The organism is Enterococcus sp. DIV0546, from assembly GCF_051712785.1.
In the GTDB taxonomy this organism is placed as follows: domain Bacteria; phylum Bacillota; class Bacilli; order Lactobacillales; family Enterococcaceae; genus Enterococcus; species Enterococcus faecalis.
This window is the reverse complement of record NZ_JBIOPO010000001.1, coordinates 140,577-166,867: the sequence shown is the minus strand read 5'-3', so window position 1 is coordinate 166,867 and position 26,291 is coordinate 140,577. Positions and strand designations below refer to the sequence as shown.

General features: G+C 39.7%; 28 protein-coding genes. 4 read left to right on the top strand and 24 right to left on the bottom strand.

What is annotated here, in order from left to right; all coding sequences use genetic code 11:
- Window positions 1–22 precede the first annotated feature (22 nt).
- The 13 genes from rplV to rpsL form a co-directional block, all read right to left on the bottom strand.
- A complete protein-coding gene (gene rplV / locus IGJ24_RS00750) occupies window positions 23–370 on the bottom strand; it encodes a 50S ribosomal protein L22 (protein WP_002356206.1) in 348 nt (115 codons plus the stop codon).
- A gap of 21 nt (window positions 371–391) precedes the next feature.
- Complete coding sequence (gene rpsS / locus IGJ24_RS00745) at window positions 392–670, bottom strand: 30S ribosomal protein S19 (protein WP_002356205.1); 279 nt, start codon at window positions 668–670, stop codon at window positions 392–394.
- A gap of 42 nt (window positions 671–712) precedes the next feature.
- Entirely contained in the window at window positions 713–1,543 is an 831-nt protein-coding gene (gene rplB, locus IGJ24_RS00740) for a 50S ribosomal protein L2 (protein ID WP_002356204.1), read from the bottom strand.
- A 39-nt stretch (window positions 1,544–1,582) separates the two neighbouring features.
- On the bottom strand, window positions 1,583–1,873 hold the full coding sequence (locus IGJ24_RS00735; protein ID WP_002356203.1) for a 50S ribosomal protein L23: 291 nt from the start codon (window positions 1,871–1,873) through the stop codon (window positions 1,583–1,585).
- The gene (rplD, locus tag IGJ24_RS00730; protein WP_002356200.1) at window positions 1,873–2,496 is read right to left on the bottom strand and encodes a 50S ribosomal protein L4; all 624 of its coding nucleotides are present in this window, start codon (window positions 2,494–2,496) and stop codon (window positions 1,873–1,875) included. Before rplD ends, IGJ24_RS00735 begins: the two co-directional genes overlap by 1 nt.
- 25 nt (window positions 2,497–2,521) lie before the next feature.
- Window positions 2,522–3,151 (bottom strand): 50S ribosomal protein L3, encoded by a 630-nt coding sequence (rplC, locus tag IGJ24_RS00725; RefSeq protein WP_002356199.1) that lies wholly within the window; start codon window positions 3,149–3,151, stop codon window positions 2,522–2,524.
- Window positions 3,152–3,172: 21 nt separating this feature from the next.
- Window positions 3,173–3,481: a 30S ribosomal protein S10 gene (gene rpsJ, locus IGJ24_RS00720; RefSeq protein ID WP_002389727.1), complete on the bottom strand. Its 309-nt coding sequence runs from the start codon at window positions 3,479–3,481 to the stop codon at window positions 3,173–3,175.
- A 348-nt stretch (window positions 3,482–3,829) separates the two neighbouring features.
- On the bottom strand, window positions 3,830–4,996 hold the full coding sequence (locus IGJ24_RS00715) for an SAM-dependent methyltransferase (protein ID WP_002391607.1): 1,167 nt from the start codon (window positions 4,994–4,996) through the stop codon (window positions 3,830–3,832).
- 271 nt (window positions 4,997–5,267) lie between these two features.
- A complete protein-coding gene (gene thiD, locus IGJ24_RS00710; protein WP_289865773.1) occupies window positions 5,268–6,092 on the bottom strand; it encodes a bifunctional hydroxymethylpyrimidine kinase/phosphomethylpyrimidine kinase in 825 nt (274 codons plus the stop codon).
- Between the two features lie 181 nt (window positions 6,093–6,273).
- Window positions 6,274–7,461, bottom strand: coding sequence for an elongation factor Tu (tuf, locus tag IGJ24_RS00705; protein ID WP_002356194.1), 1,188 nt, complete (start codon window positions 7,459–7,461; stop codon window positions 6,274–6,276).
- A 150-nt stretch (window positions 7,462–7,611) separates the two neighbouring features.
- Window positions 7,612–9,693, bottom strand: a complete 2,082-nt coding sequence (gene fusA, locus IGJ24_RS00700) for an elongation factor G (RefSeq protein WP_002356192.1) — start codon at window positions 9,691–9,693, stop codon at window positions 7,612–7,614.
- Window positions 9,694–9,776: 83 nt separating this feature from the next.
- Entirely contained in the window at window positions 9,777–10,247 is a 471-nt protein-coding gene (rpsG, locus tag IGJ24_RS00695) for a 30S ribosomal protein S7 (RefSeq protein ID WP_002356191.1), read from the bottom strand.
- Window positions 10,248–10,302: 55 nt separating this feature from the next.
- The gene (gene rpsL / locus IGJ24_RS00690; protein ID WP_002356190.1) at window positions 10,303–10,716 is read right to left on the bottom strand and encodes a 30S ribosomal protein S12; all 414 of its coding nucleotides are present in this window, start codon (window positions 10,714–10,716) and stop codon (window positions 10,303–10,305) included.
- Between the two features lie 344 nt (window positions 10,717–11,060).
- Between rpsL and rpiA the strand changes: the two genes are divergently transcribed.
- From rpiA to gpmA, 3 genes are all read left to right on the top strand, one after another.
- Window positions 11,061–11,741, top strand: coding sequence for a ribose-5-phosphate isomerase RpiA (gene rpiA / locus IGJ24_RS00685; RefSeq protein WP_002383851.1), 681 nt, complete (start codon window positions 11,061–11,063; stop codon window positions 11,739–11,741).
- Window positions 11,742–11,782: 41 nt separating this feature from the next.
- On the top strand, window positions 11,783–12,358 hold the full coding sequence (locus IGJ24_RS00680) for a recombinase family protein (RefSeq protein WP_002356188.1): 576 nt from the start codon (window positions 11,783–11,785) through the stop codon (window positions 12,356–12,358).
- Between the two features lie 174 nt (window positions 12,359–12,532).
- Complete coding sequence (gpmA, locus tag IGJ24_RS00675) at window positions 12,533–13,219, top strand: 2,3-diphosphoglycerate-dependent phosphoglycerate mutase (RefSeq protein ID WP_002359343.1); 687 nt, start codon at window positions 12,533–12,535, stop codon at window positions 13,217–13,219.
- Window positions 13,220–13,275: 56 nt separating this feature from the next.
- Here gpmA and IGJ24_RS00670 read toward each other — a convergent pair whose 3' ends face one another.
- The 4 genes from IGJ24_RS00670 to IGJ24_RS00655 all read right to left on the bottom strand — a co-directional run bounded on the left by IGJ24_RS00670 (window position 13,276) and on the right by IGJ24_RS00655 (window position 17,406).
- Window positions 13,276–14,478, bottom strand: a complete 1,203-nt coding sequence (locus IGJ24_RS00670; RefSeq protein WP_002386357.1) for an iron-containing alcohol dehydrogenase — start codon at window positions 14,476–14,478, stop codon at window positions 13,276–13,278.
- A gap of 113 nt (window positions 14,479–14,591) precedes the next feature.
- Window positions 14,592–15,596 (bottom strand): FecCD family ABC transporter permease, encoded by a 1,005-nt coding sequence (locus tag IGJ24_RS00665; RefSeq protein ID WP_129194135.1) that lies wholly within the window; start codon window positions 15,594–15,596, stop codon window positions 14,592–14,594.
- Entirely contained in the window at window positions 15,593–16,603 is a 1,011-nt protein-coding gene (locus IGJ24_RS00660; protein ID WP_010821279.1) for a FecCD family ABC transporter permease, read from the bottom strand. Before IGJ24_RS00660 ends, IGJ24_RS00665 begins: the two co-directional genes overlap by 4 nt.
- Complete coding sequence (locus tag IGJ24_RS00655) at window positions 16,600–17,406, bottom strand: ABC transporter ATP-binding protein (RefSeq protein WP_002356183.1); 807 nt, start codon at window positions 17,404–17,406, stop codon at window positions 16,600–16,602. The genes IGJ24_RS00660 and IGJ24_RS00655 overlap by 4 nt, the downstream gene beginning before the upstream one ends.
- A 230-nt stretch (window positions 17,407–17,636) precedes the next feature.
- Between IGJ24_RS00655 and IGJ24_RS00650 the strand changes: the two genes are divergently transcribed.
- Entirely contained in the window at window positions 17,637–18,575 is a 939-nt protein-coding gene (locus tag IGJ24_RS00650) for an iron-hydroxamate ABC transporter substrate-binding protein (RefSeq protein ID WP_002361532.1), read from the top strand.
- Between the two features lie 39 nt (window positions 18,576–18,614).
- On the opposite strand, the gene deoD is transcribed toward IGJ24_RS00650, so the two are convergent.
- From deoD to IGJ24_RS00615, 7 genes are all read right to left on the bottom strand, one after another.
- On the bottom strand, window positions 18,615–19,322 hold the full coding sequence (deoD, locus tag IGJ24_RS00645) for a purine-nucleoside phosphorylase (protein WP_016632949.1): 708 nt from the start codon (window positions 19,320–19,322) through the stop codon (window positions 18,615–18,617).
- A 17-nt stretch (window positions 19,323–19,339) separates the two neighbouring features.
- Window positions 19,340–20,158 (bottom strand): purine-nucleoside phosphorylase, encoded by an 819-nt coding sequence (locus tag IGJ24_RS00640; protein WP_002356180.1) that lies wholly within the window; start codon window positions 20,156–20,158, stop codon window positions 19,340–19,342.
- Between the two features lie 16 nt (window positions 20,159–20,174).
- Complete coding sequence (gene deoB, locus IGJ24_RS00635) at window positions 20,175–21,341, bottom strand: phosphopentomutase (RefSeq protein ID WP_002356179.1); 1,167 nt, start codon at window positions 21,339–21,341, stop codon at window positions 20,175–20,177.
- A gap of 301 nt (window positions 21,342–21,642) precedes the next feature.
- Entirely contained in the window at window positions 21,643–22,236 is a 594-nt protein-coding gene (locus tag IGJ24_RS00630) for a TMEM175 family protein (RefSeq protein ID WP_289865774.1), read from the bottom strand.
- A gap of 274 nt (window positions 22,237–22,510) precedes the next feature.
- Complete coding sequence (locus IGJ24_RS00625; RefSeq protein WP_002356172.1) at window positions 22,511–23,464, bottom strand: ABC transporter permease; 954 nt, start codon at window positions 23,462–23,464, stop codon at window positions 22,511–22,513.
- Window positions 23,464–24,597, bottom strand: a complete 1,134-nt coding sequence (locus tag IGJ24_RS00620) for an ABC transporter permease (RefSeq protein ID WP_002356171.1) — start codon at window positions 24,595–24,597, stop codon at window positions 23,464–23,466. Before IGJ24_RS00620 ends, IGJ24_RS00625 begins: the two co-directional genes overlap by 1 nt.
- Window positions 24,590–26,158 (bottom strand): ABC transporter ATP-binding protein, encoded by a 1,569-nt coding sequence (locus tag IGJ24_RS00615; RefSeq protein ID WP_002381361.1) that lies wholly within the window; start codon window positions 26,156–26,158, stop codon window positions 24,590–24,592. The genes IGJ24_RS00620 and IGJ24_RS00615 overlap by 8 nt, the downstream gene beginning before the upstream one ends.
- Window positions 26,159–26,291 lie beyond the last annotated feature (133 nt).

The following is a 26,291-nucleotide window of genomic DNA, read 5'->3' as shown; positions in this document are numbered from 1 at the left end:
AAAACAGCCTATTTCATGAGACTTATTTCTCTGTTACAACTACTGTGATGTGACTAGTACGTTTGTTGATTGGTGAAGCTGAACCTTTTGCACGAGGACGGAAACGTTTCATTGTTGGTCCTTCGTTAACAAATGCTTCAGATACGACTAAGCTTTCAACGTCTAAGTCAAAGTTGTTTTCTGCGTTAGCAACTGCTGACATTAAAACTTTTTCAATGATTCCAGCAGACTTGTTCGGTGTGAATTTCAAGATTGAAATTGCATCCGCAACGCTTTTCCCTCTGATAAGATCGATTACTAAACGTGCTTTACGAGGTGAAGTGCGAACTGTTTTTGCAGTTGCTTTAGCTGATGTAATTTGTTCTGACATTTGCATATCCTCCCCTCAAAATTAGCGTTTAGTTTTTTTATCGTCAGCAACGTGGCCACGATAAGTTCTAGTTGGTGCAAATTCACCTAATTTATGTCCTACCATGTCTTCTTGAATGTAAACAGGGACATGTTTCCGTCCATCATATACAGCGATTGTGAAACCTACGAATGATGGAAAAATTGTAGAGCGGCGAGACCAAGTTTTAATTACTTTTTTCTTTTCGGCACCTTGTTGTGCTTCGACCTTTTTCATCAAATGATCATCGACGAAAGGTCCTTTTTTTAAACTACGACCCATGGTGAACCTCCTCTCAAAATGTACGACACATGGTCAAAAAAATTATTTAGTACGACGACGAACGATAAGTTTGTCTGATTTAGCTTTTTTATTACGTGTTTTGTATCCAATTGCTGGTTGACCCCATGGAGATACTGGCGCTTTACGTCCAATTGGTGTTTTACCTTCACCACCACCGTGTGGGTGATCGTTAGGGTTCATTACGCTACCACGAACAGTTGGGCGTTTACGCATCCAACGAGAGCGGCCAGCTTTACCAATGTTGATTAATTCGTGTTGTTCGTTACCAACTGAACCGATTGTTGCACGGCAAGTTGCTAAGATCATACGAACTTCGCCAGAGTTTAAGCGGATTAATACGTATTTGCCTTCTTTACCAAGTACTTGCGCGCTTGTTCCAGCCGAACGGATTAATTGTCCACCTTTACCAGGTTTCATTTCAATGTTGTGGATAACTGTACCAACTGGAATGTTTTCCAATGGTAATGCGTTACCTACTTTAATATCTGCTTCTGGACCAGATACTAGGCGCATGCCTACTTCTAATCCTTTTGGTGCTAAGATGTATGCCTTAACCCCGTCTTCGTAATGAACTAACGCGATGTTAGCAGAACGGTTTGGATCGTACTCGATCGTTTTAACAACCGCTGCGACGTTATCTTTATTACGTTTGAAGTCAATCACACGGTATTGACGTTTGTGACCGCCACCTTGGTGACGAACCGTAATGCGACCGTTGTTGTTACGACCGGCATTGTTTTTTAATGGCTGTAACAATGATTTTTCTGGTGTTGAAGTTGTGATTTCAGCGAAATCAGAACTTGTCATGTTACGACGGCCATTTGTGGTAGGTTTGTACTTTTTAATCGCCACGTCTTATTTCCCTCCTACGTTGATATTGTTCAGGACTGCTTATTCAGCAGCTTCGAATAATTGAATTTCTTTTGAATCTTCAGTTAATGTAACGATCGCTTTGCGACGTTTTTTTGTATAACCTGCATATTTACCCATGCGTTTGAATTTTGGACGCACGTTTAAGATGTTTACGTTTGCTACTTTAACATCGAATGCTGATTCAACAGCTTGTTTTACTAAAGTTTTGTTTGCGCGAGTGTCCACTTCGAAAGTATATTTCTTTTCGTCCATAGCTAACATGGATTTTTCAGTGATCACTGGGCGTTTGATTACGTCTAGTAATTCCATTATGCAAGCACCTCCTCAATTTGAGTAAGAGCTGTTTGTGTTGCCAAGACTTTGTTAGCTGACACAACATCTAACACACTAACGTTATCAGAAGTTACTACAGAAACGTTTGGTAAGTTACGAGCTGATAAAGCTGCAAAGTCGTTACCATTTTCTAAAACAACTAATACTTTAGTATCGATAGACAAGTTAGCAAGAACTTGTTTGAATTCTTTTGTTTTTGGTGCATCGAAGCTTAAACCTTCTACTGCTACCAAGTTATTTTCAGCAACTTTGTCTGATAATACAGATTTCATTGCTAAGCGACGAACTTTTTTAGGAAGTTTGTAGCTGTATGAACGCGGTGTTGGTCCAAAGACTACGCCACCTCCACGCCATTGTGGTGAACGGATTGAACCTTGACGAGCACGACCAGTTCCTTTTTGACGCCATGGTTTGCGGCCACCGCCACGAACAGCGCTACGGTTTTTAACTGCGTGTGTTCCTTGTCTTAATGAAGCACGTTGCATGATGATTGCATCATAGACAACACTTTCATTAGGTTCGATTCCGAAGATTTCTTCATTTAAAGTGATTTCACCGTTTTGAGTTCCATCTTGTTTGAATAATGCTACATTCGGCATTCCTTAGTTCCTCCTTTCCCTACACTTATTTAGCTTTCACAGCTGATTTGATTGTGATTAAAGATTTTTTCGCTCCAGGAATGTTTCCTTTGATTAAGATAACATTTCTTTCTACGTCCACTTTAACAACTTCAAGGTTTTGAATTGTTACGCGGTCGCCACCCATACGGCCGGCTAGTCGTTTATTTTTAAATACACGGTTAGGCGCTACTGGACCCATTGACCCAGGACGACGGTGATAACGAGAACCATGAGACATAGGTCCGCGGCTTTGGCCGTGACGTTTGATTGCCCCTTGGAATCCTTTACCTTTCGTAGTACCTGTAACATCAACAACGTCTCCTGCTTGGAAAACATCTACTTTGATTTCTTTACCTACTTCATATTCTCCTAGCTCAACATTCTTGAATTCTTTAATGAAGCGCTTAGGAGCCGTGTTTGCTTTTGCAACATGACCTTTCGCAGGTTTGTTTGATAAAACTTCACGTTTGTCTTGGTAACCAACTTGGATAGCTTCGTATCCGTCAGTTTCAACAGTTTTTACTTGTAAAACTACGTTTGGCGTAGCTTCAACTACTGTTACTGGAATTAATTCACCAGACTCAGTAAAGATTTGTGTCATTCCCACTTTTTTCCCTAAGATTCCTTTGGTCATGAGTACACCTCCATCTTAATTTTATAGTTTGATTTCAATATTAACACCAGACGGTAAGTCAAGCTTCATTAGAGCGTCAACTGTTTTTGGTGTTGGGTTCACAATGTCAATTAGACGTTTGTGAGTACGCATTTCGAATTGTTCGCGAGAATCTTTGTATTTATGAGTCGCACGAATAACTGTGTAAAGTGAGCGTTCTGTTGGTAATGGAATCGGACCTGATACGTCAGCTCCAGTTCTTTTTGCTGTTTCCACAATTTTATCCGCTGATTGATCTAAAATACGGTGTTCATACGCTTTTAAACGGATACGAATTTTTTGTTTTGCCATCTTGTTCCCTCCTTCGCCTATTTTAAAAGTAGACATAGCTCCACGAAAATTTATCCGGCATGCTCGTTCATGGCAAAGCGTCCGAGCGTGTCGCAACCTCTCGCTTCACAGCCGGCAAATCAAATCGTTGATCTACCAATGCTTTTTACACTCCTGTAAACAGCACCTTTTTGATTATACTATGAAAGGATAGTGTTAGCAAGGATTTTCTGCGTTTTTTTGAAAGATTTTTTTCTTGTTTTGAAAAGCATTTGTTTTGTTTTTCAATTCTTTTCATTCTATTTTTATAAAAAAAGAATTTGGGATTCCTTTTTTACCAGAATCTCAAATTCTTTCTTTTTTATTCTATTAACCAATCCGGCGCATTGGAATATCATTGTTATCTGGATGAACCAATAAATATTGAATAACATCAATATTGCTTGCTTGGAATGAGGCTGCACATGCTTGCAAATATAAGTCCCACATTCGATAGAAGCGCTCGCCTTTTTCGTCAACAATTTCTGCTTCTATATTATGGAAGTTTTTTGTCCAATGTTCCAACGTCAATTGATAATCTCTGCGCAAACTTTCCAAGTCAATCACTTGCAAGTCGTTTTCTGTCATATGGCCGACTAGCTCAGTGACACCAGGAATATAGCCACCTGGGAAAATATAACGATTAATCCAAGCATTTTTAGCCCCGCCTTGTTGGCGACTGATCCCATGAATCAATGCCGTACCTTTAGGCGCTAAATTTCGTTGAACGACGTCAAAATATTCATGTAGATTTTCTGCACCGACATGCTCAAACATCCCGACACTCGTAATATGGTCAAAAGACTCTCCTTTTAAATCACGATAATCCATCAATTTGACAGTCATTCGATCTTGTAGACCTTCTTTTTCTATAATATGGCGAATATGATGAAATTGCTCTTCACTTAATGTAATCCCAGTTGCTTTGGCTCCATATTCTTTCACCGCAGTTAAAATTAACGTGCCCCAGCCGCAGCCAATATCCAGTAAAGTGTCGCCCTCTTTGATAAACAATTTATCTAAAATATGATGAACTTTATTCACTTGCGCTTGTTCTAATGTATCTTCAGGCGTTTTAAAATAGGCACACGAATACGTCATTGTTTGGTCAAGCCATTTTTTGTAAAAATCATTTCCTAGATCGTAATGGCTGTGAATATCCTCTTGCGAGCGTTTTTTTGAATGACTTTCTTTAGGAAGCCATTTAATAAATTTAGCATTGTGTAAAAAGCTATCCTTTTGGTTATACACATCATAAATCAGCGCTTGGATATCGCCTTCGATTTCAATTTTGCGATCCATGTAGGCTTCCCCTAAAGTTAACGAAGCGTTATTCAGTAAATCCTTCACAGGAATTTTTTCATTGAATACAATTTTAAAAACCGGATCCCCCGACCCTTGCCCATACTCTTTGACGGTACCATCCCAGTATGTGACTTGTGTCTTTTTTGAAAAAGACCATTTAAACAGTTGACTGTACGTTTCTTTTTCTAACATTGCATTCCCTCCATTAAATACCATTTGAAGCCAAAACAAAAAGAAGTCGCTTTCCGGTAGTTCGTCAAAACAAACACCACAGTCCGTTCTAAACTGAAGCACAGAAAAGTTAATACCCCTTCTATGTTCCGCTTCTTTTTTTGCAATTACAGTTCTATTCTACTCCTCTTTTAAAAATTTGAACATTCTTTTAACGTAATACCTACTATTGTTATTCTTTATCACAAAAAAACTAGAGCCAGTCCTTGACAGACTCCTCTAGTTCTAAATATTATTCTTTCTTACGCATCCGTTGTTCCGCATAAGTGTATGCGCCATGCCATACGTGCCCCACATAAGGATTAACTTGAATACCGTGTTTAATCGCCGCCGCTACAAATTTTTTTGCTAAAGTTACTGCTTCTAACACCGAATAACCTTTCGCCAAGCCAGCTGTGATTGCCGCTGAAAAAGTACAACCTGCACCATGATTATAATCAGTAGGATATAATTCATTTTCCAAAAGATGCGCGGTGTGACCATCGTAAAACAAGTCCAGTGCTTTTTCACCAGCTAAGCGATGTCCCCCTTTAACCACGACATGTTCGGCTCCCATTTGTACAATTCGTTTTGCCGCTTCTTCCATCTCCGCCACGGAAGAAATTTCGCCTAAACCAGATAAGATGCCCGCTTCAATTAAATTAGGCGTAGCAACTAATGCTAATGGCAGTAAATCGTTTTTTAGGCCTTCCACACTTTTTGGTTGCAGAATTTGTGCCGTGCCCTTACAAGCAATGACTGGGTCAATCACGACTTTTTGAATTTTCTCTTGTTTAATGTATTTGCTAGCCATTTTAATGTTTTGTTCATTGCCCATCATCCCTGTTTTCAAGGCCGCTACTGGACCGCCTGCAAAAATCGAAATCAATTGTTTTTCTAAGAGCGTTTCTGGCAATTCAGTCACTTCATGCGACCAGCCTGTCGTAGGATCCATCGTCACAATCGAGGTTAAACTTGAAAACCCAAAAACTCCATACTCTTCAAATGTTTTTAAATCTGCTTGAATCCCTGCCCCTCCAGTTGAATCGGAGCCTGCAATCGTCAATACTTTTTCCATTAAATCACCTAACCTTTTTCTCCAAGTATACGGAAGAAACAAGTCTGCTAAAACAGCCAATTGGCTTATTTTTTAGCCAGCCAATTTCTAAACAAAAAAAAGACCAGAGAATAAATTCTCTGGCCTTACGTCCGAATACCCCAGTTTTTTACGCTGGTTAAAGCTATAGTTAAAAAGTTAATTATTTAACGATTTCAGTAACAACGCCTGAACCTACAGTACGTCCGCCTTCACGAATAGAGAAACGAGTTCCGTCTTCGATAGCGATTGGGTGAATTAATTCAACGTCCATAGCAACGTTATCACCAGGCATTACCATTTCAGTACCTTCTGGCAATTCTACAACACCAGTAACGTCTGTTGTACGGAAGTAGAATTGAGGACGGTAGTTAGTGAAGAATGGAGTGTGACGTCCGCCTTCTTCTTTTGATAATACGTATACTTCAGCTTTGAATTTTGTGTGTGGAGTGATTGTAGCTGGTTTAGCTAATACTTGTCCACGTTCGATATCTTCACGTGCTACACCACGTAATAAAGCACCGATGTTGTCGCCTGCTTCAGCGTAGTCTAATAATTTACGGAACATTTCAACACCTGTAACAGTTGTTTTAGATGTTTCGTCTTTAATACCAACGATTTCAACTTCGTCACCAACGCGAACTTCACCACGTTCAACACGGCCTGTAGCAACAGTACCACGTCCAGTGATTGAGAATACGTCTTCGACTGGCATCATGAATGGTTTGTCAGTATCACGTTCTGGAGTTGGGATATATTCGTCAACTGCAGCCATTAATTCTAAGATTTTTTCTTCATAAGACTCGTCGCCTTCTAAAGCTTTCAAAGCAGAACCTGCGATAACTGGAACATCATCGCCTGGGAAATCGTATTCTGATAATAAGTCACGAACTTCCATTTCTACTAATTCTAATAATTCTTCGTCATCAACCATATCCATTTTGTTTAAGAATACAACGATGTATGGTACACCAACGTTACGTGATAATAAGATATGTTCACGTGTTTGAGGCATAGGACCATCAGCAGCAGAAACTACTAAGATAGCTCCGTCCATTTGAGCAGCACCAGTGATCATGTTTTTAACGTAGTCCGCGTGTCCTGGGCAGTCAACGTGTGCATAGTGACGAGTTTCAGTTTCATATTCGATATGAGAAGTGTTGATTGTGATTCCACGTTCTTTTTCTTCTGGAGCGTTATCGATAGAATCGTAGCTTTGTGCTTCCCCGCCACCGTGTTTTGATAATACAGTAGCAATTGCAGCTGTTAATGTAGTTTTACCATGGTCAACGTGTCCGATAGTACCAATGTTAACATGGGATTTAGAACGGTCAAATTTTTCTTTTGCCATTTTGAATGTTCCTCCTAAAAATATAAATTTTATTGTTTGTTTTATATGTGATAGACGTTACTAAAAATCGTCTGATCATCATAAGCTATTTTACACGAAATCTTGAAAAAAGGATAGTTCTAAAAACAAACCTTTTATTCTCAAGGAAAATTATGCGTTGCCGCCGTTTTTCTTGATGATTTCTTCTTGAACAGACTTAGGTACGTCTTCATAGTGGTCAAATACCATCATAAATGTACCGCGTCCTTGTGTTGCTGAACGTAATGTTGTAGCATAACCAAACATTTCAGCTAAAGGTACCATCGCATTAACGATTTGAGAGTTACCGTGTGCTTCCATACCTTCAACACGTCCACGACGACTTGTTACGTGTCCCATGATATCACCTAAGTAATCTTCAGGAACAGTAATTGTAACTTTCATCATTGGTTCTAAAATAACTGGGTTTGCATTTTTAGCCGCAGCTTTCAATGCCATAGAAGCAGCTACACGGAAGGCCGTTTCATTTGAATCGACATCGTGGTATGAACCATCGTAAAGTTTTGCTTTGATATCAACTAATGGATAACCAGCAAGAACACCGTTGTTCATAGAGTCTTCTAACCCTTTTTCAACTGCTGGGATGTATTCACGAGGAACCACACCACCGACAATTGCGTTTTCAAACTCGAAGCCTTTACCTTCTTCATTTGGTGTAAATTCAACCCATACGTGACCGTATTGTCCTTTACCACCAGACTGACGAACGAATTTACCTTCTGCTTTAGTCGCAGCACGGAATGTTTCGCGGTAAGATACTTGAGGAGCACCTACGTTAGCTTCAACTTTGAATTCACGTTTCATACGGTCTACTAAAACGTCTAAGTGCAATTCACCCATACCAGAGATAACTGTTTCACCAGTTTCAACGTTTGTTTCAACGCGGAATGATGGATCTTCTTCAGCAAGTTTTTGTAGAGCCACGCCCATTTTATCTTGGTCAGCTTTTGATTTAGGTTCAACAGCGACTTGGATAACTGGGTCAGGGAATTCAATAGATTCAAGAATAACTGGTGCATCTAATGCACATAATGTATCACCAGTTGTTGTGTCTTTTAGACCAACAGCAGCAGCGATATCACCAGAGTACACTTTGTCAATTTCTTGACGAGTGTTGGCGTGCATTTGTAGGATACGACCGATACGTTCTTTTTTGCCTTTTGAAGCGTTCAATACGTATGAACCACTTTCAAGGACACCAGAATAAACACGGAAGAAAGTTAAACGACCTACGAATGGGTCAGTCATAACTTTAAATGCTAATGAAGCGAAAGGTGCTTCGTCATCAGCTGGACGAGTTGTTTCTTCGTCTGTTTTAGTATCGATCCCTTTGATAGCATCGATATCTAATGGAGATGGTAAGTAATCAAGAACAGCGTCCAACATTAATTGAACCCCTTTATTCTTGAATGCTGAACCAGCTAATACAGGGAAGAACTCAACGTTGATTGTTGCTTGACGGATACCAGCGACTAATTCTTCTTCAGTGATTTCTTCACCTTCAAGATATTTCATCATTAAGTCTTCGTCAGTTTCAGCAACAGCTTCAACTAATTTTTCGCGCCATTCTTGCGCTTTTTCTAAATAATCTTCAGGAATATCAGTTTCTTGAATATCTGTTCCCAAATCATTTGTGTAGATTTCAGCTTTCATTTTAATCAAGTCAATGATTCCAGTGAAGTCTTCTTCAGCTCCGATTGGAATTTGAATTGGATGAGCGTTTGCTTGTAAACGATCATGTAATGATTCTACTGAATAGAAGAAGTCCGCACCGATTTTATCCATTTTGTTACAGAATACAATACGAGGAACTTTATATTCAGTCGCTTGACGCCAAACAGTTTCTGTTTGAGGTTCTACACCTGATTGAGAGTCAAGAACTGTTACCGCACCATCTAATACGCGTAGAGAACGTTGTACTTCAATTGTGAAGTCCACGTGTCCTGGAGTATCGATGATATTTACACGGTAGCCTTTCCACTGTGCAGTTGTCGCAGCGGATGTAATCGTGATACCACGTTCTTGTTCTTGTTCCATCCAGTCCATTTGTGAAGCACCTTCATGGGTTTCACCGATTTTATGGATTTTACCAGTGTAGTACAAGATACGCTCAGTAGTTGTTGTTTTACCAGCATCAACGTGGGCCATGATACCAATGTTACGAGTTTTTTCAAGTGAAAATTCTCTTGCCATTTTGTATGTTTACTCCTCTCTTTATTTAAATCGATTGTAAATTGACTTTCTGCTGCCACTTTACGCGACAGACAGAGAGGATCTTACCAACGATAATGAGCAAATGCGCGGTTTGCGTCTGCCATTTTGTGTGTGTCTTCGCGTTTTTTAACAGAAGCGCCAGTGTTGTTAGCTGCATCCATGATTTCTTTCGCTAGACGTTCTTCCATTGTGTGTTCACCACGTAGACGTGCGTAGTTAACTACCCAACGTAAACCTAAAGTTGTACGACGTTCTGGACGAACTTCAACTGGTACTTGGTAGTTAGAACCCCCAACACGACGTGCTTTAACTTCAAGAACAGGCATAACGTTTTTCATTGCTTGTTCAAAAACTTCCAATGGATCGTTACCTGTAGATTCTTTGATGATATCAAATGAATTATAGATAATGTTAGCAGCAATCCCGCGTTTACCGTCAACCATTACACGGTTGATTAAGCGAGTTACTAATTTTGAGTTATAAATTGGATCTGGTAAAACATCACGTTTTGCAACAGGACCTTTACGAGGCATCCGTAACTCCTCCTTCCGAAATATGATTTTTCAAGTTGTTATTGTCTTATTATAATTAAGCTTTAGGACGTTTTGTTCCGTATTTAGAGCGGCTTTGTTTACGGTCGTTAACACCGGCAGTATCAAGCGCACCACGAACGATATGGTAACGTACCCCTGGTAAGTCTTTTACACGTCCACCACGTAATAATACCACGCTGTGTTCTTGTAAGTTGTGACCGATACCTGGGATATAAGCTGTAACTTCGATTAAGTTTGACAAACGAACACGGGCATATTTACGTAAAGCTGAGTTCGGTTTTTTAGGTGTCATCGTACCCACACGTGTACAAACTCCACGTTTTTGCGGAGAGTTAACGTTTGTTTGAGTTTTCTTAAAACTGTTATATCCTTTGTTTAAGGCTGGTGAATCAGATTTTTCTACTTTAGATTTACGAGGTTTACGTACTAATTGGTTAATTGTAGGCATTCCTTGTTCTCCTCCTTCCTTACTTCGCTTCTAGTTCCACACATCCAGGTGGTTCTTTTTTCGCGATAAAAAATAATGCAATCTCTGCACTCTTTATCAAATATGCTTTGATAGACAGTCAGCACGTCCCTATAAGGAACCTGTAGATAAAGCACCTTTGTTAGGATACCACGATAAGTATCAGCTGTCAACCCTCTTCTTTCGCCTTTCGAAAAAAAGCTTTTCCTTCTATTTAAACGCACTTTTCCTTTAAAAATTTTTATGACTTTTTCAAAAACTTTCTATCTTTTTTAGTTAAATAACGGTACAATATCTTTGACTATTGAAGGGGGCGGAAAACAGCGATGAATCTGAAACAAATGGTAGGAATCGAAGCTGCAAAATATGTAGAAGACGGCATGATTGTCGGTTTGGGTACTGGCTCAACAGCAAAATTTATGGTAGACGAAATTGGTCGTCGCGTAAAAGAAGAAGGATTGTCAATCGTAGGGGTTACTACTTCAAAAGAAACAGAGAAACAAGCCTTAGCCTTGGGCATTCCTTTAAAGGGTATTGATGAGGTTCCGTATGTGGATCTTACGATTGATGGCGCCGATGAAATCAGCGCTGATTTTCAAGGAATCAAAGGCGGTGGCGCTGCCTTACTTTTTGAAAAAATTGTGGCCACTTATTCAAAGAAATGTATTTGGATTGTGGATAAATCAAAAATGGTGGACGATTTAGGGGCTTTCCCACTTCCTGTTGAGGTTGTCCCTTATGGCAGCTGCCAACTAGTGCATTTATTTGAAGAAAAAGGCTATCACCCAGCACTTCGTCTAAACGCTGCTGGCGAAACATTAATAACAGATGGAGGCCACCATATCATCGATTTGCATTTAGAAAAAATTACAGATCCAGAAGCTTTAGGTTCTTATTTAGACAACTTGGTTGGCGTCGTTGAACACGGCTTATTTTTAAATATGGTTTCTATGGTAATCGTCGGTTATGAAGATGGACCGAAAACCTTACATGTTCCCGCACGTTAAGAATGTGTGAAAAAAGATTATTTATATAGGAAGGATAATATATGAAACGAATTGGTTATGCACGCACAACTATTATTGAAGACGATTTAAAAAATCAACTAACCACTCTCCAATCGTTTGGTTGTGATGATATTTTCCAAGAGACATTTGATCCTCAAGCGGAGATCAGTGTCTTAGACGAAGTCGAAAAACTTCTTTCTGCTGGGGATACACTTATTGTTTGTAAATTGCACCATTTAGGTAAAACAACCCGCCAATTAACAGACTTTATGAAAATGTTAAAGGAAAAACAAGTTGATTTTGTCAGCATTTCAGAAGGAATTGATACTCACCTTCCAACAGGTGAAGCCTATTTCCAATTAATGGAGAGCTTATCCGCGATGGAATGTGCACTAATTAAAGAACGAACACTCGTCGGGCTCCACAAAGCTCGTGAAAACGGAAAAGTAGGTGGACGTCCAAAAATTGATGGACGTACCGTCCGCAAAATCCGTGCATTATATTATGAAAACAAAGAAACCATCCAATTTATTTCTAATAAATGCGGCGTTTCGGTGGGCACTTGTTATAAGTACATCAATTTACCTGAGACAGATGTCGAGCGGCTGTATTCCTAAGAATAAAAAAGAAGTCCTTCAGATGGGGCTTCTTTTTTGATTCGATTTCACTCTAATTTTTCAGCAACTTTCACGTTTTTTTACTATTTTCCATTGGAAATCTTGCGCAAAACGGTGTACAATAAACGTGGAAATCTTATTTTCAGAAAACTAAACTCAAAGGAGAGCTTATACATGCCAAAATTAGTTTTTTCTCGTCATGGACTTAGCGAATGGAATGCCTTAAACCAATTTACTGGATGGGCTGACGTAGATTTAGCACCTGAAGGTGTTGAAGAAGCAAAAGAAGGCGGCCGTAAAATTAAAGAAGCAGGCATCGAATTCGACGTTGCTTATACTTCTGTTTTAACTCGTGCCATCAAAACTTGTAACTATTTACTAGAATACTCAGATCAATTATGGGTACCTCAAATCAAATCTTGGCGCTTAAACGAACGTCACTATGGTAAATTACAAGGACTAAACAAAAAAGAAACTGCTGAAAAATACGGAGACGAACAAGTCCACATCTGGCGTCGTTCTTACGATACTCTTCCTCCATTAATGGAAGCAACAGATGAAGGTTCTGCAGCAAACGACCGTCGTTATGCAATGTTAGACCAACGCGATATTCCTGGTGGCGAAAACTTGAAAGTTACTTTGGAACGTGCATTACCATTCTGGCAAGATGAAATTGCGCCAGCTTTAAAAGACAACAAAACTGTCTTAGTAGCGGCTCATGGTAATTCATTACGTGCTTTAGCTAAACACATCGAAGGCATTTCTGATGAAGATATTATGGATCTTGAAATCCCAACAGGTAAACCATTAGTTTATGAATTAAACGATGATTTAACTGTGAAAGAAAAATACTACTTATAAGAACTTGTTTCTTATTAACAAAAGCGGTTTGCCAAGGCAAACCGCTTTTTTATGGATTAAATAAATTGACTTTCGGTTAAACAATCTTTATAAATCGCTACTATGTCCGCTACATCCAATGGTACATAAGCCTTTTCGGCAATTGCACTATGGGCCACAGCTTGTTGTGCCATTTCTTCAAATTTATCTGCTTCGATGCCAACTTCTGGTAATGTCATTGGAATGCCACAAGCCACAAAGTAATCATACAATGCTTGAATACCTTTTTTCGCTGCTACTTCCTCCTCTTGTTCGACTATTCCCCAAACATTTCGAGCAAACTGTGCAAATTTGCCTACGGTTTGTTCAGACAAAACGTAATTCATCCAACGAGGCGTTAAAATTGCTAAGCCAATCCCATGCGTAATGTCATAAAACGCACTTAATTCATGTTCCATTGGGTGACAAGACCAAACACCTTGTTTGCCGCGCCCTGTTAACCCATTTAAGGCTAAACTGCTTGCCCACATTAAATTAGCACGTGCATCATAATCTTCTGGATTTTCTAAAGCAATAGGACAATTTTTGATAACCGTTCGCATTAAGCCTTCTGACACAAAATCTTGGACGTCCGTGCCTGTCGAAATACTAAAATAGTTTTCAATCAAATGACTGAAAATATCCGCTGAGCCAGCTGCTGTTTGATTTTGAGGAACCGTAAAAGTATTCGTTGGATCCAAGAACGAAACTTTTGGAATCATATTCGGACCACCAAAGCCTAATTTTTGATTGGTTTCTAAGTTAGAAATGACAGCACCTGCGTTCATTTCACTACCTGTTGCTGCTAAAGTCAAGATGGTCACGATTGGTAAAGCAGGACCAGTATACCCTTTTCTGGCTGCAATAACTGTCCAGATATCTTCTTCCGAATAAAAGCCCGCAGCTATTGCTTTGGAACAATCAATGGTTGAACCACCGCCAACTGCTAAAATAACATCGACTTGGTTTTCTTTACACAACTCAATTCCTTTTCTAACGGTTTCAATGCGCGGGTTTGGTTCGACACCGCTCAACTCAATCAGTGTATGCCCGTTTTTTTGGGCCAAATCAGTAATTTGTTGGTACAAGCCATTACGTTTGATACTACCGCCACCATAAACAAGTAAGACATTTTTGCCAAATTGATCTAACACAGCAGGTAATTCGTCTAAACGATCTTTCCCAAAACGGATGTCTGTTGGTACATAAAAATTAAAGTTTTCCATTCTTTCATCCTCCATTCAATGCTCTTACGCATTTATCATACTATTTTTTCAAAAATCCGCCAATAAAAAAGCCGAGCAAATGACAGTTGCTTTCACAACGACCGATTGACCCAGCTTTTGATTCTTTTTTATAACGAATCGCTTGTTTTGATTAACAAATAAAGAAAATAAGGCGCACCGATGATCGCAACAATAATCCCTGCAGGCATTTCTCCATTGCCAGGCAATAGCCGACCAATCGTATCACTAAACAATAAAAGTAAACTCCCAAACAACGCCGCCAATGGCAATACCTGTTTTTGTTGCGTAAAACCACATTTGCGAGCAATATGTGGCGCAAGTAAACCTAAAAAATTAATTCCCCCTGTAACGGAAATCGCTGATGCCGCCAACATCACCGCTAACAGCAACGAAACGATTCGTTCTTTTTTCACAGCAATACCTACAGAAATAGCTGTTTCGTCCCCCAATTGTAAAATATCCAACAGACGATGACGCTTCATCGCAAAAAAGAACCCAATGACTAGCCAAGGCAACAAAGCGCCCACAAAGAACCAATTACTGCCCCAGATACTGCCTGCTTGCCACATTGTAACAAAACGGTACTTTTCAGTGTCAATTTTTGATGTAATTAATAAGGTGAGTGCTGAAATACCCGTACTCAAAATGACACCCGCTAAGACCATTCGAACTGGCGTCAATCCTAAACGATGATGATACGCAATTACCAAAATCCCAACAGCCGCTAGCAAGCCGCCAACTAAGGCCACGAGCGGAAGTGCAAACGTCGTGATACTTGTCGTTTCAATAAAACTAATAAACAAAATCACTGCCAAACCCGCACCCGCATTAATGCCTAAAATCCCAGTATCTGCCAACGGATTCCGAGTAATCCCTTGAAGAATAGCGCCGCTTAAGCCTAAAGCTGCGCCCGCAAGGACCGCTAGCACAATCCGTGGTAACCGAAAATCCCAAACTAACAGTTGTTTGGCCTGACTTCCCTGTCCCAAAAGAAGGGCTTTCAAATCCATGAAGGAAACAGATAATTCCCCTTGCGTTAAACTGATACAAGCAGTTAGGATAATCCCAACTATTAAGATAGACACCCAACGGGACACTTTTTTCTGTGTCATCCTAGTTGCCCTCCTTTACGAAATAAATAAAGAAAGAATGGGATGCCAATTAAGGCCGTGATAATCCCAAATGGTGTTTCAAAAGGCGGATTCACCATTCGAGCGATTAAATCTGCCACCAAAACGAGGAGCGCACCGCCTAACGCCGAGAACGGAATCAAGCGACGGTAATTTTCTCCAGAAACTGTTCGCATCACATGAGGCACCACCAAACCAACAAAACTGACCGAGCCAACCAGCGCCACAGACAATCCTGATAAAAGCAAAATCGTTATACTGGCAAACAACCGAATACGCTGCGGATTTCGCCCTAAACCAATTGTTGCATCATCGCCAAACCGTAAAATAGTCACTGACGGACTAATCAGAACTGCTAATGCAAATGCGCCCAGAAAGATAGGAACGACTATTTTTAATTGTGCCCAAGAAATAACGCTGACACCGCCAAGAAACCAAAACGTTAACTCTTGACTCAAATTGAACTGAATGGCTAAGAATTGACTAAATGATAAAAAAAGGGCACTAATACCAGCTCCCACTAAGGTCAGACGCATGGGGCTTGCTCCTCGAATTGAATGATTAGAAAGATAATAAATCAGTGCCACACTCACGCCGGCACCAAGAAAAGAAACAACTAAAAGCCACCAATAACTCGCCTGAGGGAGGAAAGCAAAAACAAGCGCTAAGCCCAAGCCAGCCCCAGCATTGATACCCAGCAAGCCAGAATCTGCCAATGGATTTTGTGTAATCCCTTGCGCTAACGCCCCACTCACCGCTAAACTTGCTCCCACAAAAGCGGCGCCTAAAATCCGCGGCAACCGAACCGTTTGGATGACTTGATGCGCTTGATTAGTCGCATCGAAGTGCGTAAATGAATCAATAATCGTTTGAATCGAAACCGACGTCGCACCAAACATCAATGACAGAAGCATTGTCCCAATTAGCAAAAAAAGACAGACAAGTAACACTTGCCATTGGTGTCTATAAAATCCGCTTATGCCTTTCATCCATCCAGCTCCATTTCCATCAACTCATAAGAAAGCACTAGTGGCCGCTGTGTCTGACTATGATAACTAATTTCTGCTTGAATAGCGAAAACATCTGCTAAGCCAGTAACAGTAATCACTTCTTGCGGTGTTCCCTCATTGATAATCTTTCCCTCTTTCATCGCAATCACGCGATCAGAAAAACGAGAAGCTAAATTAATATCATGAATCGTCATCACGATAGTTTTCTGATGTTCTTGATTAATTCGTTTTAACACATTTAAAATTTCTAGCTGATGCGCTGGATCCAAATAGGTGGTCGGTTCATCTAAAATTAAAATATCTGTATCCTGCACTAGCGCCATAGCAATCCAAACCCGTTGACGTTGTCCACCTGATAAAATTGCCACAGACTCTCTAGCTAACTCAGTTAAGCCTGTTAATTCTAATGCCCATTGTATGTACTCTTGATCTTCTGTGGTGACACTTTTCCAGCCCGATTGATAAGGATATCGCCCGAAAGAGACGAGGTCAAAAACAGATAAATCGATTGTATTTTCTGGCGTTTGTGATAAAATCGCTAGTTCTTGCGCTACTTCTTTTGAAGAAAAATGTTGAAGTTCTTGGTTCTTAATGAACACCTTGCCTTTCTCAGCTGGCAAAATACGCGCAAGTGTTTTTAACAAGGTCGATTTGCCACAACCATTTGGTCCAATAATACTTGTAATAGTTCCCGCTTCAAATGAACAGTTCAGCGCTTCACTAATCACTTGACGACCATATCCTGTAGTTAAGTCCTCTGCCTCTAAATAATTCATAACCATTCCTCTTTAATTTTTCTGTCGTTATTTTACATTTATTGAGAATCGTTCTCACTCATTGTTCCTTGATTATAAAAGACCCTTCCTTAAAAAGCAATGTTTCTTCCAATCAAAAAAACGAATTATCTAAAAAATGCAACTTATTTGCTCAAAAAAGCAAGCGATGATTGACAAACGGTCGTTTTTAACTGATAATGAGAATCGTTATCAACTAAAAATAAAGGAGTTACACAATGAAACTTTTAAAAAAGACGGTCCTAATTGGTACCACCCTTCTTCTTGGTTCATTCTTACTCGCAGCTTGTGGTAATACGAATAAAGAAGCCAACAACGCTGACAAAACACATGAAGTAACAGATACCTTAGGCAATAAAGTAACCGTCCCCGCGAAACCCAAACGGATTATTGCGAGTTATTTAGAAGATTATCTAGTTGCACTAGGAGAAAAACCAGTGGCACAATGGACAGTTGGACAAGGCAGCATTCAAGATTATTTAGCGAAAGAATTGAAAGATGTCCCCACTATTTCCTATGACTTGCCATATGAAGCGGTTCTAAAATTTGAACCTGACTTATTATTAATCAGTTCATCTGCTCTAGTTGAAGGTGGTAAATACAAAGAATACAGTAAAATTGCGCCAACTTATGTAGTCAAAAACGGCGAAAATGTCACCTGGCGTGATCAATTGGAAGATATTGCCACTGTTTTAGATAAAAAAGAACAAGCGAAAAAAGTGTTAGAAGATTATGATACCTTAACCAAAGGCGTCCAAGAAGACCTTGGCAAAAAAGATGCTGGCAAATCTGCGGCAGTCTTATGGGTAACCAACAACCAAGTCTTTATGGTTAGCGATAATCGCTCAAGCGGAACCGTGCTCTATCAGGACTTAGGCCTCCAAGTTCCAAAATTAGTGGAAGAAATTTCTAAAAATGCTACTGCGGATTGGAATCAAGTTTCTTTAGAAAAATTAGCTGAGCTTGACGCAGACCATATTTTCCTTGTAAACAGTGATGAATCAGCACCCCTTTTCCAAGAAGCAATTTGGAAGAACTTACCTGCTGTGAAAAACAACCAAGTTCATACCTATGATAAAAAAAGTAGTTGGTTATACAACGGACCTATTGCGAATACCCAAATTGTTGAAGATGTAAAAAAAGCGCTCTTAAATTAAAAAAAATGCTTGGATGAAAATAATCATCCAAGCATTTTTTTAATTAGCAATTGCCGTTTCTAAACCAACTTCAATCATTTCATTAAACGTCGTTTGGCGTTCTTCTGCCGTTGTTTCTTCGCCTGTCACCAAGCTATCACTCACCGTCATAATCGCCAATGCTTCTACATCAAATTTTGCTGCTAAATAATATAACATTGCCGCTTCCATTTCAATCGCTAATACCCCGTATCGACCTAAACGAAAGACATCATCTAAGCTATCTTTGTAAAAAACATCATCCGACAATACGTTACCAACATGGGTAGTAAAGCCTTTTGCTTTAGCAATTTCGTAAGATTTGAGTAAAAGATCAAAGCTCGCAATTTGTGGAAAATCATATTTAGCAAAATCATTGCGAATCGCGGAAGAAGGCGTCGCTGCTGCTTGTGCGATAACTAATTCACGAACGTTGACTTTTTCTGAAATAGAACCACACGTACCAACACGAATCAACTTCTTCACATCATAAGAGTTAATTAACTCATGGGCATAAATACCTGCTGAAGGCATCCCCATCCCTGTTCCTTGGACCGAAACACGCTGTCCCTTATATGTTCCTGTGTAACCTAACATCCCACGAACTTGATTATAGCAGACAGGATTCTCCAAAAAAGTTTCCGCAATATATTTTGCTCGGAGGGGATCCCCTGGTAGTAAAATTTTATCGGCAATTTCACCTGGTTTTGCTTCGATATGCACACTCATTCTGGTTTACTCCTTTTTTATAAAGCTGCTAGTGTTGCTTTCACTAACTCTTTGAATTGTCCTTTAACGCGTTCAGTTGTTTCAACTACTTCTGCATGATTTAAACTACTTTGCATACCAGCTGCTAAATTCGTAATACAAGAGATGCCTAGTACTTTCATGCCACTATGCACAGCTACAATGACCTCCGAAACAGTTGACATGCCAACTGCATCCGCACCCATCGTCCGTGACATCCGAATTTCTGCAGGCGTTTCATATGTCGGGCCAGAAAAGCCCATATACACGCCTTCTTTTAAATCAATATTTTGTTCCGCAGCCACTTTTTTTGCCACTTCCCGATATTCTTGCGTGTAAGCATGACTCATATCTGGAAAACGCGGCCCGATTTCTTCATCATTTTCACCAATTAACGGATTATCGCCTGTAAAATTAATGTGGTCATTGATTAACATCAAATTCCCCGGTGTATATGTTTCATTTACGCCACCAGCTGCGTTGGTTACAATCATTGAATGAATGCCTAAAGCAGCCATCACACGAACGGGATAAGTGACCGTTTGCATCGAATGTCCTTCATAATAATGAAAACGTCCTTGCATCGCCAAAACTTTTTTTCCAGAAAGCGTTCCGTAAACTAATTGTCCAGCATGTCCAACGACTGTTGAAACAGAAAAATGGGGAATTTCAGAGAAAGGAATAGCAATCGCATCGGTTATTTCATTAGCTAATTCACCTAACCCAGAACCTAAGATTAGACCGAAGTCTGCTTGTTGCACCCCTTTTTCTTTCAAAAACTCAGTTGTTTCGTTTAAATGGTTCGTTAACGTTGTCATGTGTTGCCTCCTCGAATTATTGTAATTGATTTAAAAAGCTTTGACCGTTTTCCGTTGCAGGAACTTCAAAGTTTTCAGCAATCGTTGCTGAAATATCTGAATAAAATCCTTGTGGCAAGCTGCCTTGTTTTGTCATTTTTTTACTATAAGCCAATAAAGGCACATATTCACGTGTATGGTCTGTTCCTGGGAAAGTTGGGTCATTCCCGTGATCTGCTGTAATTAAAAGCAAATCATCTTCGGCCATAGCTGCCATAATCTCTGGCAAACGACCATCAAAATCTTCGATGGCTTTTGCATAGCCCTTCACATCACGACGGTGGCCATACAGCGCATCGAAATCCACTAAGTTAGTAAAACTTAAACCTGTAAAATCTTTGTTCATGACCGTTAATAATTGATCCACCCCATCCATATTGCTCTTCGTGCGGATAGCTTCAGTAATTCCTTGTCCATTAAAGATGTCGTTAATTTTCCCAACAGCGATCACATCATTGCCGTTTTCTTTCAACGAATCTAAAACAGTATGGCCAAAAGGATCTAGAGCATAGTCATGACGGTTACTGGTTCGAGTGAAATTACCTGGTTCACCAACATACGGGCGAGCGATAATCCGACCAATCATATAAGGTTCGTCTTTCGTAATGTCACGAACATATTGACAAATTTTATACAATTCTTCTAATGGAATAATGTCTTCATGCGCCGCAATTTGTAAAACAGGGTCTGCTGAAGTATAAACGATTAGATCCCCAGTTTTCATTTGATGTTCGCCGTAATCATCAATGACTGCTGTCCCGCTATATGGTTTGTTACAAACAACTTTTCGCCCAGAAAAATCTTCAATTTGTTTCAGTAATTCTTCAGGAAAGCCGTTTGGGAATACTCGAAAAGGTTTTTTGATGTTCAAGCCCATAATTTCCCAGTGACCGGTCATAGTATCTTTTCCAACAGAAATTTCTTCTAATTTGGTGGCATAGCCATCGTGGTCTGCCACTGCTTTGACACCTGTTAAAGGAGCAATAGTTCCCAATCCAAGTTTTTCTAAATGAGGAATGGTTAGTCCCGCTTCTTTGGCAATATGACCCAGTGTATCACTGCCGACATCTCCAAATTTTTCAGCATCTGGTGCTTCACCAATACCGACTGAATCTAGTACGATTAAATGAACACGTTTAAACACACTTGCTTCCTCCTCTAAGGTCGTAAATACGTCAAGAATGACAATTATTTTACGCTAGCCTTTTAAATAGTCTCGAGAATCAAACAGAATAATCTATTTATTCTCAGCTCTTCAATTATACCATGAATCCGCTATTATTGCCTGAAAGAGCATTAAAATTTTCAATGATTCCTTCGATTTTAGCAGGGCTTAAAAACGGAAAGAAAAAAAGTCTCCCACCGTAATTAGGAAACTTTTTTATTGTTTTTTTCGAATAGCCTGCTCTTTAAAAAGAACACGACTCTTTATACAATCGAAACTTTTAACACTCCAAGCGGTCTCCCTCTTTTGGCACATTTAAATACCAGATAACCGCTTCTGATAAAATCACACCAATGCCAATGGGCGGATAAAAATAAATGCCGATATATCCGATTGCGAAAAGACAAAGATGAATGATTTTTGTTGCCTTACTATAAGATTTCGATTTTCTTAACTTAGCTGCACCCTGTGGATCTTTCACTGCATTGTCTTCATAAATGATCCTTGTTAGCAAGAAGTAAGCAAAATCCCAAACCGTATACACAACAAGATAAAAATAAACGGGTGCCCGCATCCACCAAAATTCACTCACCCAAGCAGTTGCTACCGGAATGAAGGCCATGGAGAATAACCAAAAATTATTTGCCCAAAACGCTTTTTTAGAAAACCAATGAGTTACGGACATTATGTAATGATGATTGTACCATGCGATACAGATAAAAATAAAACTGACAATAAACGATAAAAAATATGAGATATTTTCTATCAAACCTGCCAAAACACCCACTTGAGGAGTCTTAATTTCTAAAATCATGATGGTCATGATGATGGCAATGACTGCATCACTAAATGCTTCTACACGTGTTTTATTCATTGAACGTCCTCCACTTTTCCTATGCTTACTACAAACAAAAGTATAGCAGAAAAACCAACGATTTTTGAAAAAAAGCTGCTAGACCTGTTTGGTTTTTTTCAAAATTTCGACACTTCCTTCGAATTGTAAAAAACAGCCAAAAGAAAAAAGTAAAGTTATCTTTATCAACTCGCTTTTTTGCAGTGAAGCAGTGCCTAATGTCGCTTGTGTTCAACTGATTATCCTAAGAAAAGAAATGGCCCCCGTCGCTTTGACGGAGGGCCTATTTCTTTTCTTATTTCGTTTTGACGTAATTTTTCCCGTTCGCTTTTGGTCCCGATGATTTTCCGAAGAACACAACTAGGACTAAAATGGTCAATACGTATGGCGCTGCTTGTAGATAAACTTTTGGAATTTCTGAAATAATTGGTAAGTTTTCCCCAGCAATACTTAAGTTTTGTGCAAAGCCAAAGAATAAGGCTGCGCCCATTGCCCCAAGTGGATTCCATTTACCAAAGATCATTGCGGCCATTGAAATAAACCCTTGTCCTGCAATTGTGGTAATCCCAAAACGACCCGCAATACTTTGAGCAAAGACAGCTCCGCCCATACCGCCTAAGAAGCCGGATAGCAAGACGCCAGAATAACGCATTAAATAGACATTGATTCCCAATGTATCTGCCGCTTGTGGATGTTCTCCCACAGAACGTAACCGTAAGCCAAAACGTGTTTTATAAATGACAAACCAAGCTAAAATCGCAATCAAAATTGCTACGAAAGCTGGCAAAGAGGTTTTTGCAAAGAATAGTTCACCAATCACTGGAATTTTTGACAATCCTGGGAAAGAAAAATAACCAAATGATTGTGTAATCATATCTGTTTGTCCTTTTTGATAAATAACTTTTACTAGGAAAACCCCTAGCGCCGGTGCCATCAAGTTAATGACAGTACCACTGATAATATGATCTGCTCGTAAGTTAATAGTTGCAACGGCATGTAAGAGAGAAAAGACAATCCCGACAACGCCTCCTACTAAACAAGCAATCCATGGTGTCGCCGCGCCAAATGTATCAGCAAACGTCAAGTTAAAAACGACCGAACTGAAAGCGCCCATTACCATAATACCTTCCAAGCCAACGTTAACCACACCACTTCGTTCTGAGAACGTTCCGCCTAATGCTGTCAAGATGAGCGGAGTTGCATACACTAATGTTTGCGTGATGATTGAGGAAATTGTTGCTAAATCCATTAGATGTCTCCCCCCTCTTGATTGTTTTTGTCTGGCGCCGCTTCAATTGTTTCTACAATCGCTACTTCTTTTTTACTACCAGACGCTTTTGCTAACAAGAAACGAATTAAATAACTAATTCCCACAAAGAAAATAATTGCTGCAATAACAACATCAACTAATTCGGTTGGTACACCAGCTATCAACGGCATTCCTTGTCCACCAAGTTTTAACATTCCAAACAGTAATGCGGAAAGTAAAATCCCGATTGAGCTACCTGCTCCTAATAGAGACACGGCCATACCATCGAACCCAATGCTCAACGATGTGTTTTGAATAAAGAAGTTTTGGAAAGTCCCCAATCCTTGGACCGCACCACCTAAACCAGCCAGCGTTCCTGAAATCATCATGGATAAAATAATCGTTCGCTTGCTGCTCATTCCAGCATATTCAGAAGCAAATGGATTTAACCCCACCGACCGAATTTCAAAACCAAGCGTTGTTTTTTTCATCAAGAACCACACAAGAATAAGGAAAATGAAGGCCAAGAAAATGCCGATGTTCAAACGAGAGCCATCACTGATACTTGTTAAAAACGGTGAGCGTAATGATGCATTCGCACCAATCATTTTGGTAATTCCTTTATTCGCCATAATACTTGGTTTCATGACATTATTAGCAATATGATTTCCTGTGTACAATAAAATATAATTCAACATAATCGTAACAATAACTTCACTCGTCCCAAAATAGGCACGCAAGAAACCTGGAATGGCTGCTGCTAAAGCTCCTGCAACCGCCCCAACAATAATCGCCACCGGCAACGCAATCATCCGGGGTGCATCAGGCATGGATAAAGCGACCCAAATACTAGCCACCCAACCACATAAGGCTTGTCCAGAAAGCCCGATATTAAAGAATCCAGCCGAATTTGCCACCGAGAATCCTAAAGCGGTAAAAATCAACGGTGCTGCGGTGACAAAAATCTCACCAATACTTTTCTTTCCTTGGAAAGCTGTTTCAAACATCGCTTGATACCCAGCCACTGGGTCATAGCCAAAGATAACCATAATAATTGCCCCTAAGAGGAAACCCATAATAACAGATAACACAGGGACTAAAATATTTCTTATTTTTTCAGAACGATTATTCAACAGTTTCACCTGCCTCTACTTTTGATAACTCAGCACGGGCTTCTTCCAATGAGTAGCCAGCCATTAACAAGCCCAATTCATTTTCTGTCGTTTCTTTCGGATCAACAATTCCGACGATTTCCCCCGCATGAATAACAGCGATACGATCAGAAACGTTTAAAATTTCGTCTAATTCAAAACTTACTAATAAAACAGCTTTATTTTTATCTCTTTGTTCAATTAGTCGACGATGAATGTATTCAATAGCTCCGACATCTAAACCGCGTGTTGGTTGAGAAACAATCAACAAATCTGGATCGCGGTCCACTTCTCGGGCAATAATCGCTTTTTGCTGATTCCCACCTGAAAGCGCCCGAGCTGGTACTAGTTCATTAGGAGTCCGTACATCATATTCTTCAATTAATTCACGGGCGTGTTTGTTAATCATTCGATAGTTTAAAATACCTGTTGAACTGTATGGTTTTTGGTAATACGTTTGTAGGCCAATATTTTCAGCCAATGTCATCTCTAATACCAAGCCATATTTATGTCGGTCTTCAGGAACGTGGGCGACACCCATTTCCGTAATTTCCCGAGGTTTGCGATTAGTAATCTCTTTTTCATTCAAATGAATGGACCCGTTTTCGACTTTGGTTAATCCTGCTAAGGCTTGGATTAATTCTGTTTGTCCATTGCCATCAATCCCCGCAATCCCAACAACTTCCCCTGCTCGGACATCTAAGCTAAGATTTTTCACTGCATCTAAGCCGCGGCTTTCTTTCACTACTAAATCTTTAATTGATAAAATTGTTTCTTTCGGTTGCGCTGGTTTTTTCTCTGTTTTGAAGGAAACAGAACGACCCACCATCATATCGGCTAACTGTTGCGAAGAAACGTCTTTCACATTGACGGTGCCAATACTTTGCCCCCGGCGAATAACCGTACAACGGTCCGCCACTTTTTTAATTTCATCTAACTTATGTGTAATTAAAATGATCGATTTGCCTTCATCGGTTAGTTCTTTCAAAATAATCATTAATTCATCAATTTCTTGTGGCGTTAATACTGCGGTTGGTTCGTCAAAAATTAAAACGTTCGCACCACGATATAAGGTCTTTAAAATTTCAACCCGTTGTTGCATACCCACAGAAATATCGCGAATATAGGCATTGGGATTTACATCCAACCCGTATTGCTTAGACACTTCTTCAATCTCTTTTTTCGCTTTTTTCCGGTCTAAAATACCGCCATGGGTAGGTTCACTACCTAAGATAATATTTTCAGTCACAGTAAAGGCTTCAACTAACATAAAATGCTGATGGACCATTCCGATTCCTAAACGATTGGCTGCAGTAGGACTTGTAATGTTGACTTTTTCGCCATTCATATAAATCTCACCTGAGGTCGGTTCCAATAGCCCTGATAAGATATTCATCAAGGTCGACTTGCCTGCACCATTTTCACCTAGCAGTGCGTGGATTTCACCAGGTTTTACTTGTAAATCAATTTGGTCGTTGGCTTTGAACGTCCCAAATTCTTTGGTGATTTTACGCATCTCAATTACGTTTTCTTCTTGAGACAAGGTCTATTCACTTCCTAACAAAATTATATTGGCAATACTTTAGAGGGTAATTTTGACCCTTAACTAAGTAGTTGAAGAACCTCAACTATTTAGTTAAAAATCCAAACATCATAAAGGGTTTCCTTGGCAGCCA

What these genes read in the sequence shown, in the direction of transcription:
- gpmA (WP_002359343.1), top strand. Translation starts at nt 12,533, where the DNA reads ATGCCAAAATTAGTTTTTTCTCGTCATGGACTTAGCGAATGGAATGCC.
- IGJ24_RS00680 (WP_002356188.1), top strand. Translation starts at nt 11,783, where the DNA reads ATGAAACGAATTGGTTATGCACGCACAACTATTATTGAAGACGATTTA.
- IGJ24_RS00650 (WP_002361532.1), top strand. Translation starts at nt 17,637, where the DNA reads ATGAAACTTTTAAAAAAGACGGTCCTAATTGGTACCACCCTTCTTCTT.
- IGJ24_RS00655 (WP_002356183.1), bottom strand. Translation starts at nt 17,406, where the DNA reads ATGGTTATGAATTATTTAGAGGCAGAGGACTTAACTACAGGATATGGT.
- thiD (WP_289865773.1), bottom strand. Translation starts at nt 6,092, where the DNA reads ATGGAAAAAGTATTGACGATTGCAGGCTCCGATTCAACTGGAGGGGCA.
- rplD (WP_002356200.1), bottom strand. Translation starts at nt 2,496, where the DNA reads ATGCCGAATGTAGCATTATTCAAACAAGATGGAACTCAAAACGGTGAA.
- IGJ24_RS00735 (WP_002356203.1), bottom strand. Translation starts at nt 1,873, where the DNA reads ATGGAATTACTAGACGTAATCAAACGCCCAGTGATCACTGAAAAATCC.
- IGJ24_RS00630 (WP_289865774.1), bottom strand. Translation starts at nt 22,236, where the DNA reads ATGAATAAAACACGTGTAGAAGCATTTAGTGATGCAGTCATTGCCATC.
- IGJ24_RS00670 (WP_002386357.1), bottom strand. Translation starts at nt 14,478, where the DNA reads ATGGAGGATGAAAGAATGGAAAACTTTAATTTTTATGTACCAACAGAC.
- fusA (WP_002356192.1), bottom strand. Translation starts at nt 9,693, where the DNA reads ATGGCAAGAGAATTTTCACTTGAAAAAACTCGTAACATTGGTATCATG.
- deoD (WP_016632949.1), bottom strand. Translation starts at nt 19,322, where the DNA reads ATGAGTGTGCATATCGAAGCAAAACCAGGTGAAATTGCCGATAAAATT.
- IGJ24_RS00665 (WP_129194135.1), bottom strand. Translation starts at nt 15,596, where the DNA reads ATGACACAGAAAAAAGTGTCCCGTTGGGTGTCTATCTTAATAGTTGGG.
- IGJ24_RS00660 (WP_010821279.1), bottom strand. Translation starts at nt 16,603, where the DNA reads ATGAAAGGCATAAGCGGATTTTATAGACACCAATGGCAAGTGTTACTT.
- rpiA (WP_002383851.1), top strand. Translation starts at nt 11,061, where the DNA reads ATGAATCTGAAACAAATGGTAGGAATCGAAGCTGCAAAATATGTAGAA.
- rpsG (WP_002356191.1), bottom strand. Translation starts at nt 10,247, where the DNA reads ATGCCTCGTAAAGGTCCTGTTGCAAAACGTGATGTTTTACCAGATCCA.
- tuf (WP_002356194.1), bottom strand. Translation starts at nt 7,461, where the DNA reads ATGGCAAAAGAAAAATTTGACCGTTCTAAATCCCATGTTAACATTGGT.
- rpsL (WP_002356190.1), bottom strand. Translation starts at nt 10,716, where the DNA reads ATGCCTACAATTAACCAATTAGTACGTAAACCTCGTAAATCTAAAGTA.
- rplC (WP_002356199.1), bottom strand. Translation starts at nt 3,151, where the DNA reads ATGACCAAAGGAATCTTAGGGAAAAAAGTGGGAATGACACAAATCTTT.
- IGJ24_RS00625 (WP_002356172.1), bottom strand. Translation starts at nt 23,464, where the DNA reads ATGGATTTAGCAACAATTTCCTCAATCATCACGCAAACATTAGTGTAT.
- rpsJ (WP_002389727.1), bottom strand. Translation starts at nt 3,481, where the DNA reads ATGGCAAAACAAAAAATTCGTATCCGTTTAAAAGCGTATGAACACCGT.
- IGJ24_RS00715 (WP_002391607.1), bottom strand. Translation starts at nt 4,996, where the DNA reads ATGTTAGAAAAAGAAACGTACAGTCAACTGTTTAAATGGTCTTTTTCA.
- rplV (WP_002356206.1), bottom strand. Translation starts at nt 370, where the DNA reads ATGTCAGAACAAATTACATCAGCTAAAGCAACTGCAAAAACAGTTCGC.
- IGJ24_RS00640 (WP_002356180.1), bottom strand. Translation starts at nt 20,158, where the DNA reads ATGACAACGTTAACGAACCATTTAAACGAAACAACTGAGTTTTTGAAA.
- rpsS (WP_002356205.1), bottom strand. Translation starts at nt 670, where the DNA reads ATGGGTCGTAGTTTAAAAAAAGGACCTTTCGTCGATGATCATTTGATG.